Source organism: Lysinibacillus sp. GW247-5R2A, assembly GCF_059424475.1.
In genome coordinates this window covers 704,802-724,637 of record NZ_JBWKZL010000001.1, presented here as the reverse complement: position 1 = coordinate 724,637, position 19,836 = coordinate 704,802, and the positions used below count along the sequence as shown (strand labels likewise).

At 38.1% G+C, this 19,836-nt stretch carries 21 protein-coding genes; 15 read left to right on the top strand and 6 right to left on the bottom strand.

Translation table 11 applies throughout. The features are described 5' to 3' along the window. Nucleotides 1-354: 354 nt before the first annotated feature. Entirely contained in the window at nt 355-1,824 is a 1,470-nt protein-coding gene (locus tag AC07YC_RS03570) for an aminotransferase class I/II-fold pyridoxal phosphate-dependent enzyme (protein WP_036123694.1), read from the bottom strand. Between the two features lie 144 nt (nt 1,825-1,968). Here AC07YC_RS03570 and AC07YC_RS03565 point away from each other — a divergent pair, with 144 nt between their 5' ends. Both AC07YC_RS03565 and AC07YC_RS03560 read left to right on the top strand, forming a co-directional pair. Then, nucleotides 1,969-2,928, top strand: coding sequence for an NAD(P)H-dependent flavin oxidoreductase (locus AC07YC_RS03565; RefSeq protein WP_494918359.1), 960 nt, complete (start codon nt 1,969-1,971; stop codon nt 2,926-2,928). A 20-nt stretch (nt 2,929-2,948) separates the two neighbouring features. After that, nucleotides 2,949-3,236, top strand: a complete 288-nt coding sequence (locus AC07YC_RS03560) for a UPF0223 family protein (RefSeq protein ID WP_336636801.1) — start codon at nt 2,949-2,951, stop codon at nt 3,234-3,236. A 101-nt stretch (nt 3,237-3,337) separates the two neighbouring features. On the opposite strand, the gene AC07YC_RS03555 is transcribed toward AC07YC_RS03560, so the two are convergent. Then, complete coding sequence (locus tag AC07YC_RS03555; protein ID WP_494918358.1) at nt 3,338-3,973, bottom strand: YktB family protein; 636 nt, start codon at nt 3,971-3,973, stop codon at nt 3,338-3,340. Between the two features lie 125 nt (nt 3,974-4,098). On the opposite strand from AC07YC_RS03555, the gene AC07YC_RS03550 reads away from it, so the two are divergent. Together AC07YC_RS03550 and AC07YC_RS03545 are read left to right on the top strand one after the other, a co-directional pair. Then, nucleotides 4,099-4,296, top strand: a complete 198-nt coding sequence (locus AC07YC_RS03550; RefSeq protein ID WP_008173987.1) for a YkzI domain-containing protein — start codon at nt 4,099-4,101, stop codon at nt 4,294-4,296. Nucleotides 4,297-4,523: 227 nt separating this feature from the next. Next, on the top strand, nt 4,524-5,318 hold the full coding sequence (locus AC07YC_RS03545; RefSeq protein WP_008173986.1) for an inositol monophosphatase family protein: 795 nt from the start codon (nt 4,524-4,526) through the stop codon (nt 5,316-5,318). Between the two features lie 39 nt (nt 5,319-5,357). Here the strand turns inward: AC07YC_RS03545 and AC07YC_RS03540 are convergent, their stop codons facing one another. Then, nucleotides 5,358-5,543: a DUF5325 family protein gene (locus tag AC07YC_RS03540; RefSeq protein WP_008173985.1), complete on the bottom strand. Its 186-nt coding sequence runs from the start codon at nt 5,541-5,543 to the stop codon at nt 5,358-5,360. A 138-nt stretch (nt 5,544-5,681) separates the two neighbouring features. On the opposite strand from AC07YC_RS03540, the gene typA reads away from it, so the two are divergent. The 5 genes from typA (at nt 5,682) to AC07YC_RS03515 (ending at nt 10,737) form a co-directional block, all read left to right on the top strand. Continuing rightward, entirely contained in the window at nt 5,682-7,526 is a 1,845-nt protein-coding gene (typA, locus tag AC07YC_RS03535; RefSeq protein ID WP_036123708.1) for a translational GTPase TypA, read from the top strand. A gap of 29 nt (nt 7,527-7,555) precedes the next feature. Next, nucleotides 7,556-7,954 (top strand): YlaH-like family protein, encoded by a 399-nt coding sequence (locus AC07YC_RS03530; RefSeq protein WP_025113802.1) that lies wholly within the window; start codon nt 7,556-7,558, stop codon nt 7,952-7,954. A 234-nt stretch (nt 7,955-8,188) separates the two neighbouring features. Further along, nucleotides 8,189-9,181: an ABC transporter substrate-binding protein gene (locus AC07YC_RS03525; RefSeq protein WP_336636803.1), complete on the top strand. Its 993-nt coding sequence runs from the start codon at nt 8,189-8,191 to the stop codon at nt 9,179-9,181. Between the two features lies 1 nt (nt 9,182). After that, nucleotides 9,183-9,950, top strand: coding sequence for an ABC transporter ATP-binding protein (locus AC07YC_RS03520; RefSeq protein ID WP_036123714.1), 768 nt, complete (start codon nt 9,183-9,185; stop codon nt 9,948-9,950). After that, complete coding sequence (locus AC07YC_RS03515) at nt 9,943-10,737, top strand: ABC transporter permease (RefSeq protein WP_036123716.1); 795 nt, start codon at nt 9,943-9,945, stop codon at nt 10,735-10,737. The genes AC07YC_RS03520 and AC07YC_RS03515 overlap by 8 nt, the downstream gene beginning before the upstream one ends. Before the next feature lie 53 nt (nt 10,738-10,790). Here AC07YC_RS03515 and AC07YC_RS03510 read toward each other — a convergent pair whose 3' ends face one another. Together AC07YC_RS03510 and AC07YC_RS03505 are read right to left on the bottom strand one after the other, a co-directional pair. Next, nucleotides 10,791-10,994: a YlaI family protein gene (locus AC07YC_RS03510; protein ID WP_008173973.1), complete on the bottom strand. Its 204-nt coding sequence runs from the start codon at nt 10,992-10,994 to the stop codon at nt 10,791-10,793. An 11-nt stretch (nt 10,995-11,005) separates the two neighbouring features. Beyond that, nucleotides 11,006-11,506, bottom strand: a complete 501-nt coding sequence (locus AC07YC_RS03505) for a molybdopterin-binding protein (protein ID WP_008173970.1) — start codon at nt 11,504-11,506, stop codon at nt 11,006-11,008. A 182-nt stretch (nt 11,507-11,688) separates the two neighbouring features. Between AC07YC_RS03505 and AC07YC_RS03500 the strand changes: the two genes are divergently transcribed. The 5 genes from AC07YC_RS03500 to AC07YC_RS03480 all read left to right on the top strand — a co-directional run bounded on the left by AC07YC_RS03500 (nt 11,689) and on the right by AC07YC_RS03480 (nt 17,594). Beyond that, nucleotides 11,689-11,970, top strand: coding sequence for an Fpa/YlaN family protein (locus AC07YC_RS03500; RefSeq protein ID WP_004224778.1), 282 nt, complete (start codon nt 11,689-11,691; stop codon nt 11,968-11,970). Between the two features lie 61 nt (nt 11,971-12,031). Then, nucleotides 12,032-13,213, top strand: coding sequence for an FtsW/RodA/SpoVE family cell cycle protein (locus AC07YC_RS03495; RefSeq protein WP_494918356.1), 1,182 nt, complete (start codon nt 12,032-12,034; stop codon nt 13,211-13,213). A gap of 12 nt (nt 13,214-13,225) precedes the next feature. Further along, complete coding sequence (gene pyc / locus AC07YC_RS03490) at nt 13,226-16,660, top strand: pyruvate carboxylase (RefSeq protein ID WP_336636807.1); 3,435 nt, start codon at nt 13,226-13,228, stop codon at nt 16,658-16,660. A gap of 132 nt (nt 16,661-16,792) precedes the next feature. Continuing rightward, nucleotides 16,793-17,413 (top strand): TetR family transcriptional regulator, encoded by a 621-nt coding sequence (locus AC07YC_RS03485; RefSeq protein ID WP_336636808.1) that lies wholly within the window; start codon nt 16,793-16,795, stop codon nt 17,411-17,413. Continuing rightward, nucleotides 17,406-17,594 carry a hypothetical protein gene (locus AC07YC_RS03480; RefSeq protein ID WP_336636809.1) on the top strand — a complete coding sequence of 63 codons (189 nt, stop codon included), beginning with the start codon at nt 17,406-17,408 and terminating at the stop codon, nt 17,592-17,594. The genes AC07YC_RS03485 and AC07YC_RS03480 overlap by 8 nt, the downstream gene beginning before the upstream one ends. Before the next feature lie 48 nt (nt 17,595-17,642). Here the strand turns inward: AC07YC_RS03480 and AC07YC_RS03475 are convergent, their stop codons facing one another. Then, complete coding sequence (locus AC07YC_RS03475; protein ID WP_336634431.1) at nt 17,643-18,566, bottom strand: COX15/CtaA family protein; 924 nt, start codon at nt 18,564-18,566, stop codon at nt 17,643-17,645. Between the two features lie 336 nt (nt 18,567-18,902). Here AC07YC_RS03475 and cyoE point away from each other — a divergent pair, with 336 nt between their 5' ends. After that, a complete protein-coding gene (gene cyoE, locus AC07YC_RS03470; RefSeq protein WP_494918355.1) occupies nt 18,903-19,820 on the top strand; it encodes a heme o synthase in 918 nt (305 codons plus the stop codon). Nucleotides 19,821-19,836: the final 16 nt, after the last annotated feature.

Below are 19,836 nucleotides of genomic sequence, written 5' to 3'. Positions count from 1 at the left end.
CTCGTTGCCTATTTAATTGCGATCTATTTTGTAATAAATAATACGGATGATTTTGAAAACCGTTAAAAGAAATGAAGAGAACAGCATCACTCTACTCAGGATGAAGTGGTAGAGCTTTTAAATAGTCTAAGGCAGGCTATGTCTAAATGGGAATAGCAAATGGTTATCCTAATATAGATAATTTCATTAAATGGGAAAGAAAAATTTTCTAAAGTAGCTACGGTTTCTGTTAAAACAGTTGGAGATTTTTTATGCCAATAATGGCTGGTAGCTTTTCCGATTTTACTGATATGAACCTCTGCTTTTTATCAATAATGAAAAAGCTAGCTCTTCAAGAAGAGCTAGCTTTTAAGATTAAATAATAGGTTTTCGTTCTTTAATAACACGAATCGTTTTCAATGTTGAATCCTCTGGTCCTTGAACGGGTAAACCCGCCTCAATATTCATTTGGATATAATGAATATTTTCTTGAGTAATTATTTCCCCGGGAATAAAAATTGGAATTCCAGGAGGATAGACCATAATAAATTCTGCACAAATACAGTTATCTGCTTCAGCAAGTGGAACTACCTCCGTATCAGCATAAAATGCATCACGAGGTGACATAGCTAGCGCTGGAATATCTGGGACATTCACGACAGCTTCTGTGATAGCCGCTTCCGAATCAAAAGCTTTTGACATACGAGATAATGCATTGACTAAAAGATTAATTTCTTTTTTCGTATCTCCTAATGTCACTAAACATAAAATATTGTAAAGGTCAGACAATTCTACTTCGATATTGGCATTATAACGTAACCATTCCTCAGCTCTATGCCCAGAAATACCCAAATCCTTGACGCTAATAAGAAGTTTCAAAGGGTCCATATCATAAGTAGCGGATGAATGTAGTTTTTCCTTGCCTGCACATTTTAAATGTGGGATTTGGTTGATTCGTTTACGAGCATCCTTTGCTAAACGTAATGCATCGTCAATTAAATCATATCCGTGAATCGCTAATTGACGTCGAGCTGTGTCAAGGGAAGCGAGCAATGGATAAGATGTTGATGTCGTTGTTAGCATAGAAAAAACAGCTTGTACACGTTTTGCTGAAACAAGTCCTTCTCGAACATTTAAAATGGACGTTTGTGTCATAGAACCACCAAGCTTATGAACACTTGTAGCAGCCATGTCGGCACCTGCCTCCATTGCTGAATAGGGAAGGTCATCATGGAATTTAATGTGTACACCATGTGCTTCATCTACTACTACTGGAATATCACGGCTATGAGTGATTTCGACAATGCGTTTTAAATCTGCTGTGAAGCCATAATAAGTTGGATTAATAACTAGCACAGCTTTTGTATCTGGATAAGCATTTAAAGCTTTTTCGACAGCCTCAGGGGAAATGCCATGAGAAATCCCGTATTCACTATCGACTTCAGGATGAATAAAAATTGGAATTGCACCAGCGAAAACTATCGCCGACATAATAGATTTATGGACATTCCGCGGCACTAGAATCTTATCACCTGGACCAACGACGGTCAGAATCATCGTCATGATGGCGCCACTAGTACCTTGAACGGAAAAGAATGTATGATCAGCACCAAAAGCTTCTGCTGCAAGATTTTGCGCTTCTTTAATAGCACCCTTTGGTGAATGTAAATCGTCTAGTGGAGCAATATTAATTAAATCAATTGATAAAACGTTGTCGCCGACGAATTCTCGGAAAGCAGGGTCCATCCCTTGCCCTTTCTTATGGCCTGGAATATGGAACTGGATAGGATGTCTGTTCCGATGTTTAAGTAATACGTCGAACAATGGAGTCTCTAGTTGTGACAACGCAGGTACCACCTCACTTTAAATTATCTAAGAAAACAAATGAATTATAGCACCTAACGACACGAAAAAATAGACTTTTCATAAAAAATAAAAGGATTTTTTAAGGATATCGAGAAATTAATACCGAATGAAGGGGGAGGTATTATGAGTTGGAATACACGGGTGACAGAGCTTTTACAAGTGAAATACCCAATTATTCAAGGCGGTTTAGCGTATTTAGCCTATGCTGATTTAGCAGCGGCTGTGTCGAATGCTGGAGGGTTAGGTCAAATCACAGCTATGAGTTTACGAAGCCCTGACTTATTGCGAGCGGAGATTCATAAAGTACGAACATTAACAGATAAGCCTTTTGGTGTAAACTTTGCTATTGGTATGCATGGTACAGGCTATGAGGAAATGGTTCGCGTTGCAGTGGAAGAAGAAGTACCTGTTGTGACGATGACTGGAGGTAATCCTGCACCTATTTTTGATTTATTAGCAGGCACAAGTATTAAAAAATTAGTACTTGTAGCTGCACGTAGACAAGCGCAAAAAGCTGAACAGCTTGGAGCAGATGCTGTAATGGTTGTTGGACAGGAGGGTGGCGGACATCTTGGTAGGGATGATATAGGTACGATGGTGCTCGTCCCACAGGTTGTGGATAGCGTGAATATCCCAGTGATTGCTTCAGGTGGAATTGGGGATGGACGAGGCTGGATGGCTGCCCATGCACTGGGAGCTGAAGGAATTGAAATGGGTACTCGTTTTATTGCAACAAAGGAATGTGTTGATGCTTCTGCAGCCTATAAAGAAGCACTATTAGCAAGCACAGAGGCTGATACGACGATCATAAAACGTTCTATCGGTGCACCAGCTCGTGCTTTACGGAATGAGTTTACGGCAAAAATTTTAGAAATTGAAGAAAAAGAGCCAACCTATGAAGCGTTAAAGGAATATATAAGTGGTACAGCGAATAAGCGCTTTATTTATGAAGGTGAACAAGAACAAGGCTTTGGTTGGGCTGGACAAGTGACAGGAATGATTCATGATATTCCTACTGTTGAGGAATTAATCAATCGAATGGTTGCAGAAGCGGAAAGTATCCGGTTAAAATGGGGGCAATAATGTAAAGGTGGTTTTGTCGAATGGAATATTCTTATCCGTTTTCAACAGATTGGTCTACAGAGGAGATTGTGGACGTTGTTCAATTTTTTGAAGGAATTGAACAAGCTCATGAAAAGGGCATCAAGCGTGAGGTCATGATGGCTAAATATCGTCGCTTTAAGGAAATTGTTCCTTCACAAGCGGAGGAAAAAACAATATTTCGTGAATTTGAAGAAGCTAGTGGCTATATAAGCTATTCTGTTGTTAAGCAAACAAAAGAAGCCGCAGATGGTACAATGATAAAAATAGTTCCTAAAAAAAATCGATAAAAAAGTGGATGTGAGAACAACTCACATCCGCTTTTTATTTTTTTGTGTTAAAAAACGACATTTTGCATACACTACTTCAACAAATATCATGAGATACAAGCTTATCTTAAATCCTTACCAACAATGACGTTGTAAAAAGGCAGTAAGCTGTTGAATGTTTGCTCCGTTAACTGGTGGAATTCACTGGCTGATAATTTTATTGCTTGCTCTTTTGGAATATGACGACCAATTAAAAACTCACCTTTTTTTACATCTCGCAGACGCAAAAGTAGTGCCTCAAGCTTGTCTTCTTTCGCTTCTTCAAGTGAAATGGCCTCTGGGGACATATGGTCACCTGACACAATAAAGTCACCTGATAGCTGTTCAAATAAGGATTGATGAGCGAGTAAACGTTCAGCCATCACATTTTTTTGAGGAGCTTCATAAATAATAGCTAAGACGATGAATAAATGTGAGTGCCATAGACCAATCTGAAAGTGAGGCAATGATTTATAACCTCTTTTATATGGGGCGAAGGCAACCCAACTATCTTTTGGAGGGTTGACAGTTCTTCTAGCGTGTTTGGCAACATGAGGGAAGAATTCTTCACCTAGCTGGCTTGAGAAATAGGCAGCAAAATCATCACCAAGCTGATGGAATTTTGGGCGTACATGATCGTTTAATGCATCCATTCTTTGTTCTAAACCATCTATTTTAAAAACATTAAAATCTTTGTTTGTCCACTTTATTTTCGGCAATTTTATTTTGCTCCTTTCGTTTTATAAGGTTTATTTTACGCTGATTTTGGGAAAAAATCTTATAACAAGAATTTTATCGAATTTGAAAAGTTTTTGTAAAAAAAATTAAAAAAGGAAGTGTTTTTATGAAACCAATCGTAAAAATTATACGTAAAGTTGACATTGAAAAGCAATATGAACACATTTTACAATTAGAATTAGATTATGAATTAGCATCGCTTTTTGCAGCGATGAATGAAAAAAATGATATTGAAATTGAAAAAAGTAAAAAACGTCTTGGAGAAATCCAGATGGAACTTGAAAGCTTCCACGCCTATGCGTAATCAAAATCTTATACCCATTTAAAAAATCACTTGCTGAATATTCCGACAGCAGGTGATTTTTATTGTGACAAAGGGTAAAATAGATACTATATCATAGCGTAAAGAATTTCAGTATTTCTTGAAATTCATGGTGTATATCGCAATAAAGACAATGGACAAGGTAAAATTTATGAATAAAGCGTGAGGAAAGTAAAGGCTTTTTCTTATATTCGAAGGGTGGGTTTTAATTGGATTTACAACAAATGGATGAATTTGCGAAAAGTATAATTTTTGAAGCTGGAAGGCGTATTCGAGAAGCTTTTTCGTATAATTTAGTGATCGAGACAAAATCAGGTGCCAATGACCTGGTAACAAATATTGACCGAGAGACCGAGTTATTTTTTATCGACCAAATTAAAGCTTTTAATCCAGCCCACAAAATTTTAGGCGAAGAAGGAATGGGGGAAAAGGTAGAGTCATTAGATGGTGTAGTTTGGATTATTGACCCTATAGACGGCACGATGAATTTTGTTAAACAGCATCGTCACTTTATGATTTCTATTGGTATTTTTATTAATGGGGTAGGTAAGTTAGGGTACATATTTGATGTCATGCGCGAGGATTTATTTTATGCGATTGAAGGCCAAGGCGCGTGGTATAACGATTCTCCACTGCGGAAACTTCAATCTGTTACGATGGAGGAATCAGTCATTGGTATCAATGCACATTGGGTAGCTCCTAATCGACATATTCATCACGAAAAGGTCATTGAGATGGTCCGCAAAGTTCGGGGCACACGTTCATATGGCTCGGCTTGCATGGAAATCGCATTTGTTGTTAGTGGGAAGTTGGATGCCTATGTTTCCATGCGTCTATCACCGTGGGATATAGCAGGTGGTACCATTATTGCTCAAGAGGTTGGGGCCATTGCCACAAACTTGCATGGAGAAGGCTTTGACTTCTTACATCAAGATACTTTTATTATCGCCAATCCTTCCATTCATAAAGAATTATTGGAAAAATATATTGTACCTTATGAATAAAAAGGAGCCGTCTATTTACTAGACAGCTCCTTTTTTTAACTACAGTAACCCTTGCATACGCAGTTTTCGCTTCATTTTAAAGGCTGTCATGAAAATGACACAAGTAGCCACAATACCTGCTATTGCACCAAATACACTACTAGCCGCCACTGAATAGCCAATTGAGCACATTGCTAAAACAGCTGCTAATGCATAAATAGCCATTACGAATTTTGCACGATTCATAGCCTAGCCTCCTATATAAAAAATTTATAAATCATATATATTTTTTAGAATGATGTAAATTCTAATAAGGACATTTCTATCCTTCTTGTGCTATAATATCACAGTTAAACATTCGAAAAAAGAATATGGAGTGGAATAATGACAAACTTACGTCAAGATCTTCGCAATATCGCAATAATCGCCCACGTTGACCATGGTAAAACTACCTTAGTCGACCAATTACTAAAACAATCAGGTACATTCCGTTCAAACGAACGTGTTGAAGAACGTGCAATGGACTCTAATGATATTGAACGCGAACGTGGTATTACGATTTTAGCTAAAAATACAGCAGTAAACTATGAAGGAACTCGTATCAACATCCTTGATACGCCTGGACACGCTGACTTCGGTGGTGAGGTAGAACGTATTTTAAAAATGGTAGACGGCGTTTTACTAGTTGTCGATGCGTATGAAGGTTGTATGCCTCAAACACGTTTCGTATTGAAAAAAGCATTAGAACAACGTCTAACACCAATCGTAGTCGTAAATAAAGTAGACAAAGATTCAGCTCGTCCACTAGAAGTAGTAGATGAAGTACTTGAATTATTTATCGAGTTAGGTGCAGATGACGATCAATTAGACTTCCCTGTTGTTTATGCTTCAGGTGTAAATGGGACAGCTTCTTTGGACGCTGATCCATCTAAACAAGAAGAAAATATGAAATGTCTATTTGAAAAAGTTATTGAATCTATTCCAGCACCAGTTGATAACTCAGAAGACCCATTACAATTCCAAGTAGCTTTACTTGACTATAATGACTTCGTTGGACGTATCGGAATTGGTCGCGTATTCCGTGGAACAATTTCTGTAGGTCAACAAGTTGCACTGATGAAGTTAGACGGTACAGTGAAAAACTTCCGTGTAACAAAAATCTTTGGTTTCTTCGGTTTAAAACGTGAAGAAGTAGAGACAGCAAAAGCTGGTGATTTAATCGCCGTTTCAGGTATGGAAGATATCAACGTAGGTGAAACAGTTTGTCCTGTTGAGCACCAAGAAGCACTTACACCATTACGTATCGATGAGCCAACTTTACAAATGACATTCTTAGTAAACAACTCTCCATTCGCTGGTCGTGAAGGGAAATGGGTTACTTCTCGTAAAGTAGAAGAGCGTTTACGTGCTCAATTACAAACGGACGTATCTTTACGTGTTGAAGATACTGATTCTCCAGATGCTTGGACAGTTTCAGGTCGTGGTGAGCTTCACCTATCAATCCTTATTGAAAATATGCGCCGTGAAGGTTTCGAATTACAAGTATCTAAACCTCAAGTAATCGTGCGTGAAATCGATGGCGTAAAATGTGAACCATTCGAACGCGTTCAAATCGATGTACCGGAAGATAATGTTGGTTCAATTATTGAATCAATTGGTACACGTAAAGGTGAAATGCTTGATATGGTAAATAACGGCAGTGGTCAAGTTCGTTTAACGTTCTTAGTACCAGCTCGTGGTTTGATCGGTTATACGACTGAATTCATGTCGATGACAAAAGGTTTTGGTATTATTAACCATACGTTTGATTGCTACCAACCATTACTACCAGGTAAAATTGGTGGACGTCACCAAGGTGTACTAGTTTCTATGGAAACTGGTAAATCAACAACTTATGGTATGATGCAAATTGAAGATCGTGGTACACTGTTCTTAGAGCCAGGTACAGATATTTACGAAGGTATGATCGTTGGAGAAAATACTCGTGACGCTGATATCACTGTAAACATCACAAAAATGAAACAAAAAACAAACATTCGTTCAGCAAATAAAGACCAAACGAATGTTATTAAAAAACCACGTATTTTATCTTTAGAAGAAGCACTTGAATACCTAGGTGATGATGAGTATTTAGAAATCACACCAGAATCTATTCGTCTGCGTAAAAAAATTCTAGATAAAAATGAACGTGAGAAAGCAGCGAAAAAATTACGTAACGCAGAACAATAATTTTCGCTGACATGAAAGGAAGAGGAGTCTTGGATATTAAGTCCGCTTTATTGGGTGAACTAAATGTTATTCAAGTTGCTGCACAGACAAGTTCCGAGGAAACAACAAGAGTTTTTGGAAGAATGGCGGGTATAACGAGATTTTTATATGAAAATTTACCAAGCTATGAAATTGCAGGCTATGTTGTATTTCTTCTTGTATTTGCACTTTCTGCCATTGTCTATAAGCTAGGCTTTGCCAAGAAATTAAAACTATCTCAAAACATTATTATTTATGCGTTCCTCTTTGTAGGTTGTATCATGCTAACATTCTTTGCTCTATTCTTGCCAATGATTGAAGGATTGATTGTAGCCGCCTTAATTTTAATAGTTTATAAAACAAGATTATGGCGTGAAAAAAGAGAAGAGCAACAAGCTGCCAATCAATAAAAGGTAGTCCGTATTTTATAATAAGAACTTTTATCGTTTATCAAACAGCCTTAGCGTAATAGTCGCTAAGGCTGTTTTCTTATATAACTAAAAAAACTTTTTCAAAAATCCTATTTGGCATAGCTGATCCTACACAACTGTAAAATCAACATAAATTGGTTGGCACCGAATTCTTCTGATGTGAATAAGTTAATGTCGATAGGCTTATTTTCATCACATCAAGGAGGAAAGGGAATGCGTTGGCTTACAAAAGGTTTTCTAATAGGTGTCATTGCTTTGTTACTCCTTTCTTTGACGGCATGTAATAAAGCAGAGCTAGAAAAAGTCAAAGTTGGAGAAGTAACTCGTTCGATATTTTATGCGCCTCAATATGTAGCGCTTGAAAAAGGATTCTTCGAGGATGAAGGTCTTTCTGTAGAGCTACAAACGATAGCGGGTGGCGATAAAACCATGACGGCATTGCTGTCAGATGGTATTGATATTGCTTTAGTTGGTTCGGAAACTTCAATCTACGTCACACTACAAGGGGCGAATGATCCCATTCAGAATTTTGCTCAGTTAACTCAAACTGACGGTACTTTTTTAGTTGCAAGAGAAAAAATGGATAATTTTTCATGGGATCAATTGAAGGGCTCTACATTTTTAGGGCAACGTAAAGGGGGGATGCCGCAAATGGCAGGTGAATTTGTGCTGAAGAAGCACGGCATAGACCCTGTTCATGATTTAACCCTTATTCAAAATATTGATTTTGCAAATATAGCCACTGCCTTTGCTTCAGGTACTGGTGATTATGTACAGTTATTTGAACCAACAGCTAGTGTATTTGAAAAAGAGGGGAAAGGCTATATTGTAGCATCTTTCGGTACAGAGTCTGGTAATTTGCCTTACACGTCCTATATGGCGAAAAGCAGTTATTTAAAAGATGATGAGAAGACAGTTCAAGCCTTTACAAATGCCTTACAACGGGCACAAAATTTTGTACAGAATGAAAGTTCCGCAGAAGTGGCAAAAATTATTCAACCTTATTTTGAGAATGTAGATGTTGCGGTTATCGAAACAGTAATCGAGCGTTATAAAGCACAAGGCTCCTATGCATCAGACCCTATCCTCGATGAGGGGGAGTGGGATAACTTGCAAACAATTATGGAGGAAGCAGGTGAACTTCCTCAACGCGTGGAGTACGAAAAACTTGTGAACACAACCTTTGCTAAAAAGGCTGCTGAGTAATATGGAATTTTTACAGCTAGAAAATATTCACCATAGTTATTTTTCAAGCACACAGGCAAAGGAAGTATTACGTGATATTAGTTTAGCCATTCGTGAAGGAGAATTCGTGTCGTTTATCGGGCCTAGTGGCTGTGGGAAAACGACCTTATTATCAATAATCGCTGGTTTGTTTCCATCAACTGAAGGCAAGGTCTATATTGATGGTGATGAACTAGCAGCACATAATCAATCAAGCATTGGCTATATGCTTCAGCAGGACTATTTATTTCCATGGAAAACCATTGAAGAAAACGTCACGATTGGTTTAAAAATTATGGAGCGGAGCAATAATTCACATAAAGTAACGGCCAATGCTCTTTTGCAAGAAGTAGGATTACCACATGTAGGGAACAACTATCCACGAGAATTATCAGGAGGTATGAGACAACGTGTGGCACTTGCCCGTACTTTAGCGGTAAATCCTAAAATTTTATTGTTAGATGAACCATTTTCGGCTCTTGATTATCAATCGAAATTAAAGCTTGAGGATTTAGTGGTAGAAACCTTAAAGACCTATAGAAAGACGGCAGTTCTTGTGACGCATGATATTGGAGAGGCAATAGCTATGAGTGAGCGTGTCTTTTTATTTTCTGCCAATCCAGGGACATTGCATAAAGTGTTTGAAATACCTGAGGCACTTCGTGAATTATCACCGTTTGATGTAAGACAGCATCCTACCTATGCAGATGTATTCCAAATGATTTGGAAGGAGCTGGAGAGCCTTGGATAACACATTATTTAAACAATATCAGCAAATGTTAAAAAAAGAAAAACGCTTTGTACGGCTGTATCAGCTTATTATTCTGCTTCTGTTCTTTGGAGGATGGGAGCTGCTTTCTAGATTAGAATGGATAGACCGTTTAATTTTTAGTTCACCCACACAAGTCTGGCATACATTTATCGAAAAAGTAACTGATGGAACTTTAACTTTGCATGTTGGTGTGACATTAATGGAGACGGTGATTGGCTTTATTGCGGGGACTTTACTAGGGACGTTCATCGCTATCCTTTTGTGGTGGTCACCATTTCTGTCGAAGGTACTGGACCCATATTTAGTTATTTTAAATGCGATGCCAAAAGTTGCGTTAGGGCCTATTCTTATTGTTGCGCTAGGGCCAGGTTATTTTTCCATTATTGCAATGGGGGCTTTAATATCTATCATTATTACGACTATTGTGGTATATACGGCTTTTAAAGGTGTCGATCCGAATTATAGTAAGGTCTTACAAACATTTGGTGCATCTAGGTGGCAAATTTTTCGTGAAGTCATCTTACCAGCATCTTTTCCGACTATTATTTCAACATTAAAGGTGAATGTAGGATTATCGTGGGTTGGGGTTATTGTAGGTGAGTTTTTAGTGGCCTCAAAAGGTCTTGGCTATTTAATCATCTATGGCTTCCAAGTGTTTAATTTTAACCTTGTGCTCATGTCCTTGCTCATCATTGCATTTTTTGCAACAATCATGTATCAGGTGGTTGAGTTGATAGAAAAGTCGGTTATTAAAAATAACGGCTAATAAAGAAAAGAGGTGTCTCCCGATGGAGGCACCTCTTTTGTGTTCATTAAATATTAAAATTCTTTATCCATTTGTGGTGAAGTTCTATAAAAACGGAAATTCCCTGTTTCTAATCGTGCAACCGTGTTTTCTTTAATACGATCATGGCAATTTTCACACATATAAGTATGGATTGGACGATTACGCAATTTTTTTGCTAAAGGTAAATTATCGTCTATACTTTGAATCGTATCGCAAATTACGCATTTAACGCGCATTGCATTCCCCCCTATTCAGCGCGAATGGCTATTACGTTTTTAATAGGATTATCAATATTTGAACCATCTCTCATTAATACATGAATGGGACCGTCCTCTAAGAGTGGCTTGCCATCTTGGCTATATTTTAAAATAAGTGTAGATGCTTCTTCAATAGAAAAAGGATATTCCTGACCAGTTTCACATTCAAAGATAATTTTTGTTGCTTCAGGCTTAATTTCAGCATTTTTTAAAAAATGACCTAATTCGATACCAAATGTCCCTGTTTCCATTCCTTTACGGTCAAACTTACGCTCTGATTTTAATGTAGGCGGGAATGTAGCTCCCTCCATAATCTCACGAGACCAGTGAGCACCAACCTCACGCATATATTTGATGTCTGAATCTTCCTTAACATCTTGTGTCGTGAAATATGTTTTTAAATCTAATTTACGATCATCGAAAATCCAAACAGTGGGATCTAATGTTAATTGATATGTTACTGCGCCCTTGATAGGAATTATTGTTTCCATGATAGAAATCCTCCTCAAATCTTGTATATCCATGACATAGTATAACGCTAATGCCTAAAAATAATAAAGAAATAAAATTGGAATTCGGTATTTTCCAATGAAGACACTTGCAATTTTAACGACTAGAAGATAAACTTTATTAAGATAGAATCGAAGAAATATCAGATAATGGGGGCGTCCTCATGGATACGAAATCACAAACTTCTTTTCAAGAAAAGGCTTTGGAGCTTTTAGTTGCTGATGCAGATAAGATTGCTCGCCTTATTCGAGTACAAATGGATCATTTAACAATGCCACAATGCCCTTTATATGAGGAAGTATTAGATACACAAATGTTCGGCCTGTCTCGTGAAATTGACTTTGCTGTGAAGCTAGGTCTGATTGAACGTGAAAAAGGCAAGGAAATTCTCGATTCACTCGAGAAAGAGCTTTCTGTACTACACGATGCGTATACAGACAAATAAAAAGAAAAACTCAAACGCTTTTTTGCGCTTTGAGTTTTTTTACTAGAACGAGGTTTTTCAGATGAAACAATACTTAAAACGATATGCACAAAATTTTGATTACCCTTTATTTTTTACTGTCCTATTATTGAGCTTATTTGGATTAATCATGATTTATAGTTCAAGTATGATGGTCGCTATTGCACGAGAAGGAGAAGCACCTGATTATTTTTATCGAAAGCAAATCACCAATTTAATAGTGGCCTTTTTTGGTTTTATTGTGGCAGCATTTTTCCCTTATAAGCATTATGCGAATAAGAATATTATGATGTTGCTAACCATCGTATTAGCTGTTCTATTTACTTGGCTAAAGATAGCAGGGCATGGTGCAGAAGATGTAGGGTCACAAAGTTGGATACATGTGCCTGGTTTAGGGAACTTTCAGCCATCTGAATATGCTAAGCTATTTATAATTTTATATTTTGCAGCTGCATTTTATCGAAAATCACAAAAATATACATTTGAAAAACTTCAACCAACAGAAATTTTTTATCCCATTTTTCTATGGATCCTAGTAGTTGCTGGTGTTGCATTCGAAACAGATTTAGGGGCAGTAATTATTTTATGTGGTATTGCCGTATCTGTCGTTGCTTCCAGTGGCATTCCTTTTAAGACGTTTTGGAAATTTTTTGGTGTGTTGGCAGCATTCGGTGCAGCGATTCTTGGTATACTCTTATTATTCAAGGGAGAACTATTAACGGATAATCGAAAAGGACGGATTTTATCTTATTTAAATCCGTTTGAGTATGAAAATGGTAGTGGACACCAAGTGGCCAATAGTTATTATGCAATTGGCGGAGGCGGCTTAGAAGGAAGAGGGCTTGGTCAATCCATTCAAAAATTAGGCTATTTACCTGAACCACAAACCGACTTTATTATGGCTATAATTATGGAAGAATTAGGTATATGGGGAGTTATCATCGTCCTGACTGGTTTAGGGTTTATTGTATATAAAGGCTTTTCTATTGCATTGCGAACAAAGGATCCAATGGCACGCATGATTGCGGCCGGTATTGCGAGCTGGATAGGCTGGCAATCGTTTATCAATCTTGGGGGTGTAACCGGGTTAATCCCGTTAACCGGTGTAACGTTACCTTTTATAAGCTATGGCGGTACATCTATAATCATTCTATCTTTAGCGATGGGAATATTAATCAATGTTTCTATGTTTGAAAAGGTAGAGAGGAAAAAAACAGAATCATAAAGGGGGATACCTATGGAATCAATCAACAAAATCCTTGTAGCCAATCGAGGAGAAATTGCAATTCGTATTTTCCGTGCTTGTACGGAGCTGAATATCCAAACTGTTGCTATCTATTCAAGAGAAGATAGTGGTGCTTTTCATCGCTTTAAAGCCGATGAAGCTTATTTAGTGGGAGCGGGCAAGAAACCAATTGATGCTTACTTAGATATTGAAGGTATTATTGCCATCGCAAAAGATGCAGATGTTGATGCGATTCACCCAGGGTATGGTTTTTTATCAGAAAACGTGGAATTTGCACGTCGCTGTGAAGAAGAGGGTATTATCTTCATTGGACCAACTTCTCAGCATTTAGATATGTTTGGGGATAAGGTTAAAGCACGTTCGCAGGCGATTGCGGCTGACATTCCTGTTATTCCTGGTACAGATGGCCCTGTAGCCAATTTAGCAGAGGTAGAGGCGTTTGCTAGCACTGTTGGCTATCCAGTTATGATTAAGGCAGCGCTTGGCGGCGGTGGTCGTGGTATGCGTCTTGTGCATGCAGCTGAGGAGCTTGCATCAGCCTATGAACGCGCAAAATCAGAAGCAAAAGCTGCTTTCGGCTCTGATGAGGTGTATGTAGAAAAGGCCATTATTAAACCTAAGCATATTGAAGTGCAAATTATTGGTGACCAGCAAGGCAATATTGTGCATTTATATGAACGTGATTGTTCAATCCAACGTCGTCACCAAAAGGTAGTTGAGATTGCTCCTTCTCATTCGATTTCCGAAGAGTTAAGAAATCGTATATGTACTGCTGCTGTGAAAATAATGAAGAATGTCTCGTACATAAATGCAGGGACAGTGGAATTTTTAGTCGCAGGGAACGATTTTTATTTCATCGAGGTAAACCCTCGCATTCAAGTAGAACATACGATTACAGAAATGATTACAGGTGTAGATATTGTCCATACCCAAATTAAGGTAGCAGCAGGTTATGCTCTGTATAGTGAAGAAATTCATATGCCGAAGCAAGAAGATATGCCAATGATTGGCTATGCGATTCAGGCACGTGTAACAACAGAGGACCCTGCTAACGATTTTATGCCGGATACAGGAAAGTTAATGGTTTATCGCTCTAGTGGTGGCTTTGGAGTCCGTTTAGATGCCGGCAATGGTTTCCAAGGTGCTGTTGTCACACCATACTACGATTCCTTACTTGTAAAAATCTCTACATCTGGCATGAACTTTAAAGAAGCTGCTGCGAAAATGGACCGAAATTTAAAAGAATTCCGTATTCGCGGCGTCAAAACGAATATTCCGTTTTTAAATAATGTTGTGACACATGAGAAATTTTTATCTGGTGCCTTTGATACAAGCTTTATTGACACTACACCAGAGCTGTTCCATTTCCCAGTACGTCAGGACCGAGGGACCAAGCTGTTAAGCTATATCGGTAATGTGACGTTAAACGGATTCCCTGGTGTGGAAAAGCAATCAAAGCCAATTTTTGTTCAACCAAATATTCCTAAAATAGACCGTTTAATTGTGCCGCCAGCTGGCACGAAACAAATTTTAGATACCGAGGGTGCAGACGGCTTAGTGCAATGGATTTTAGCACAAGATGATGTGCTATTAACAGATACGACTTTCCGTGATGCACACCAATCACTTCTTGCTACTCGAGTACGCTCGCATGATATGTATCAAATTGCAGATGCAACAGCTCGTATGATGCATCAATTATTCTCTGTGGAAATGTGGGGCGGTGCTACGTTTGATGTGGCGTATCGCTTCTTAAAGGAGGACCCATGGGAGCGTTTAGCAAAGCTACGTGAGCAAGTGCCAAACGTGTTATTCCAAATGCTATTGCGTGGTGCTAATGCTGTAGGCTACACGAACTATCCTGATAATTTAATCCGTGAATTTATTGCAGAATCAGCTGCATCAGGTATTGATGTATTCCGTATTTTCGATAGCCTGAACTGGATTAAGGGAATGGAAGTAGCTATAGATGCTGCCCGTCAATCAGGAAAAATTGCGGAAGCAGCAATCTGCTATACAGGCGATATTTTGGATGATACTCGAGCGAAATATTCTGTGCAATATTACAAAGACATGGCCAAAGAACTGGAGGCATCTGGTGCCCATATTCTAGCTATTAAAGATATGGCTGGTTTATTGAAGCCTGAAGCAGCGTATCGTTTAATTTCCGAGTTAAAAGAGACGACAAGTATGCCAATCCATTTGCATACCCATGATACTAGTGGTAATGGTATTTACTTATATGCGAAAGCCGTTGAGGCAGGTGTTGATATTATTGATACAGCATTAGGGTCCATGGCGGGTCTCACATCTCAACCAAGTGCAAATTCACTTTACTATGCCATGAAGGGTAGTAAGCGTGAGCTACGTGCAGACATCGATGCATTGGAAAGATTGTCTTATTATTGGGAAGATGTGCGTAAATACTATAAGGATTTCGAAAGTGGCATGATCAGCCCACATTCTGAAATTTATGTACATGAAATGCCTGGTGGACAATATAGTAACCTACAACAACAAGCAAAGGCTGTTGGCCTTGGCGATCGCTGGGAAGAAGTCAAGCGTATGTACTCCCGTGTGAACCTATTATTTGGGGACATTGTTAAAGTAACACCTTCCTCAAAGGTAGTAGGGGATATGGCACTCTTTATGGTACAAAATGATTTAGATGAAAACACGGTATTAACAAGGGGACAAACGATTGATTTCCCAGACTCTGTTATTGAATTATTCCAAGGCTATCTAGGACAGCCACACGGTGGGTTCCCTGAGGCATTGCAGCAAGTTGTACTAAAAGACCGTAAAGCTATTACGGTTCGACCTGGTGAGTTATTAGAGCCTATTCAGTTTGAACAATTGGAGGCAGTGTTAGAGGAAAAATTAAATCGTCCGGTGTCGAAAAAGGATGTATTGGCATATGCCCTTTATCCAAAGGTTTTTGAAGAGTATGCGAAAACGGCAGAATCCTTTGGCAATATTTCAGTTCTTGATACGCCAACATTCCTTTATGGCTTAAAGCTTGGCGAAATCATTGAAGTCGAAATAGAAAAAGGAAAAACGCTCATTATTAAACTGGTCTCTATCGGCGAACCACAACACAATGGAACGCGTGTCCTGTACTTTGAGCTAAATGGTCAATCCCGTGAATTGGTCATTCAAGATATGACGGTAGAGGTAGATGGGAATCTATCATTAAAGGCAGATCCAAGTAATCCAAATCAAATTGGTGCTACAATGCCTGGTACTGTATTGAAGGTCGTTGTGTCCAAAGGAAGCCCTGTCAAACGTGGTGATCACCTATTGATCACAGAGGCAATGAAAATGGAAACGACTGTTCAAGCGCCAAAGGATGGTATTATAAAAGAGGTTTATGCTAGTGCAGGAGATGCTATTTCAACAGGTGATTTGCTGATTGAAATTGAATAATTGGTAGTGAAAACGAGGTATGTAGATGCATTTTTAACATCTACATGCCTTTTTTATTGTAGAAATGAGAAAACATGTGTAAAATCTGATTGAGTGATCAAAAAAATGTTTGAGTAATCAAAGGGAGAGTTTATGGAAACGAGCAAAAGTACTTTTATTCAGGAGGCAAGGAAACAGCAAATTATTGATGCGACTATAAGGACTTTAAGTGACATTGGCTATGTGAAGTCGAGTTTAGCTCAAATTGCTAAACGAGCTTCCATCAGTACAGCTTTAATTTCGTATCATTTTGCAGATCGACAGGAATTAATTGAACAAAGTCTACAAGCACTGATTGAGCAATCCGCAACATATATTTTGACGAAAACATATGCTGCGGATGAACCAGTTTCGCAATTAGCTAATTTTATTGAGGCGAGTATTGCTTATCAAGCAACACATCCAGAAGAAAATATAGCGCTACTAGAAATTATTTTTAATGCTCGTACTGCAGATGACATTCCTTTTTATAAATTGCCAGATGATGGAGAGGATCCTTTGTTAAAAGCCTTGAGCAACATATTAACGAAGGGAAAGGAACAAGGGAAATTTACTATTACCTCCGTTCATGTAATGGCAAAGGTTATTCAAGGAGCTATTGGGGAGTACATGTTAATTGGGGGACCACTTTCTATAGAAGTAGAACAATATAGTGCAGAGGTCATCAACATTATCTGGTCAGCCATGAAAGTAGAGGGAACTAACAATGCTTAAAGCTTTATTTAATTGGATGTTTGTCATTGGTTTATTATTATTAGGCGGCCGTCTTATAACGGCAATTTGTCGATATTTTGACATTCCATTTACAACATTCTTTAAAGACTACGCCCTAGTATCTATGATTATTTTAATAGTAGGAATTATAGGAACTGAATCTATGAAGAAACAACGATAAGCATAAAAAAGATTCGTTACAATCATGTAACGAATCTTTTTTATTAGACTATTTCCCTTTTTCATTGTAGTTACTACGAGCAACGAGCATGATCATGTAACATAATAGACCGAACAATAGAGAAATTAATAATGAATGCATTAAAGCGACTGTTAAGTTCAGCTTAGTTAGGACTACTAACATACCAGCAATCACTTGTAAACAAACTATAGTAAAAGCAATTATCCAACCATAGTAAACCACACGTTGGTTTTTATATTCTTTCACAGCGTGCCAAGTTATGTATGCAATCCAAATGAAAATAATAAGAACAGCTAAACGATGTCCCATTTGCACCCATTCGTACATGTTATTGGGTGATGCTAACGGTGTTTCGTTATAGCAAAATGGCCAGTCTGGACAAATTAAGCTTGAATCTGTATGTCGAACTAACGCGCCAGTATAAACGACCAAATAAGAATAAATTGTGACAGCAATTGTATGCCAACGTAACTTTTTACCAATAAATACTTTATCGGCATCAAATTTCCGATCAACTTCAAATACAATCATAGAGAGAAGCAGAACCGCGGCAAAGGAAATAAGAGAAATACCAAAATGAAGTGCTAAGATGAAGTCACCTTGCCCCCATAGTACTTGAGCAGCTCCAATAAGAGCCTGCGCAATTAAGAAAAACATTGCTAAGAAACCTAAAAGCTTTACTTCACGAACATGTCCGAGCTTACGCCATGTCCAAACTGTTAACACAAGAATTGAAATAGATACGACTCCAGTAACAAGACGATGTGAGAATTCAATAAGGACTTCCGGTGTAATCTCCTTTGGAATAAGAGATCCATTACAATCAGGCCAGTTTCGACCACAGCCTAAGCCACTATCTGTTTTCGTAACGAGAGCCCCACCGAGTAATATAAGGAGCATCCCTAGCGTAGCGGCAACAGCAAACCACTTCAAATATCTGTTGTGTTGCATAAAATGAGTCACCTACTTTATCTATCAACATTACAAGAAAGTAATGTTTCTGCTACTAGATAATATCGAAAATACGTTTAAAAAACAACTTGTAAAGGGAAGGGAGTACTAGATGTCGATTCCATTTCACAAATTGTTCATAATTTCGTGCTTTAACCTTCACAATTCATTTTAGAAAATGTTTTACTATAGATATGTTGTTTTTAATTATATTTCTAGACAAAACTAATTTTTACAACTTCATCTAAATTTCACTTAATGTCTAGAAATCAATCGCAAATTTCGCTATAGTTATGGTTAGCGGAATATGCTTACAAAAATGAAAGGAGAGGTAGTATGTCAAACGGTCGTACACTGGCGGCTACTAGAAATACTGGTCCAGAAGCAACATCAGTTGTAAAAGATTTCTTAGCACTAATAAAAATCGGTATTGTAAACTCGAATCTTGTCACAACATTTACAGGGATGTGGCTGGCTTTTCAATTTACTAGTAGACACTTCTTGCAAGAGCTAGATGTCATCTTATTCACCATGCTGGGTGCGGCATTAATCATTGGTGGCTCAGGTGCAATGAATAACTTTATTGATCAAGATATAGATCCGATCATGAAAAGAACGAAGGCAAGACCGACAGTGACTGGCAGATTCAAGCCAAATTTTGTATTGACCATTGCCCTCTCATTTTTAATTGTAGGTGAAATTTTGTTATTTGCGGCATCGTTTGCAGCCGGCATGTGGGGACTAGCAGGAATATTTGCTTATGTCGTTCTGTATTCAATGTGGTCAAAGAGAAAGCATGTTAGTAACACGGTTGTAGGAAGCATTTCAGGGGCTATTCCTCCGATTATTGGATTTGCAGCAGTCGAGCCTGCTTTAGGTCCAGGAGCGTTTGCCTTATTCCTAATTATGTTTGCATGGCAACCACCACATTTCTATGCGCTTGCTATGAAACGTACGGAGGAATATCGTGCAGCTAAAATACCAATGCTACCTGTTGTAAAGGGATTTAAACGTACAAAGTACTCAATGTTATTCTGGATTCTTTTATTATTACCGTTACCTTTCCTTTTACCGGAGCTTGGAATTGGCTTTTTAACTCTTGCTACTACATTGAACTTGGGCTGGTTAATACTAGCTCTGAAAGGCTTTACAGCAAAAGATGATATGAAATGGGCAAATAGAATGTTTATTTATTCATTGAATCATATGACCATACTATTTGTATCCATCATAATATTTGCGGTGTTTAGCTAAATTTAGGGATTCTTTC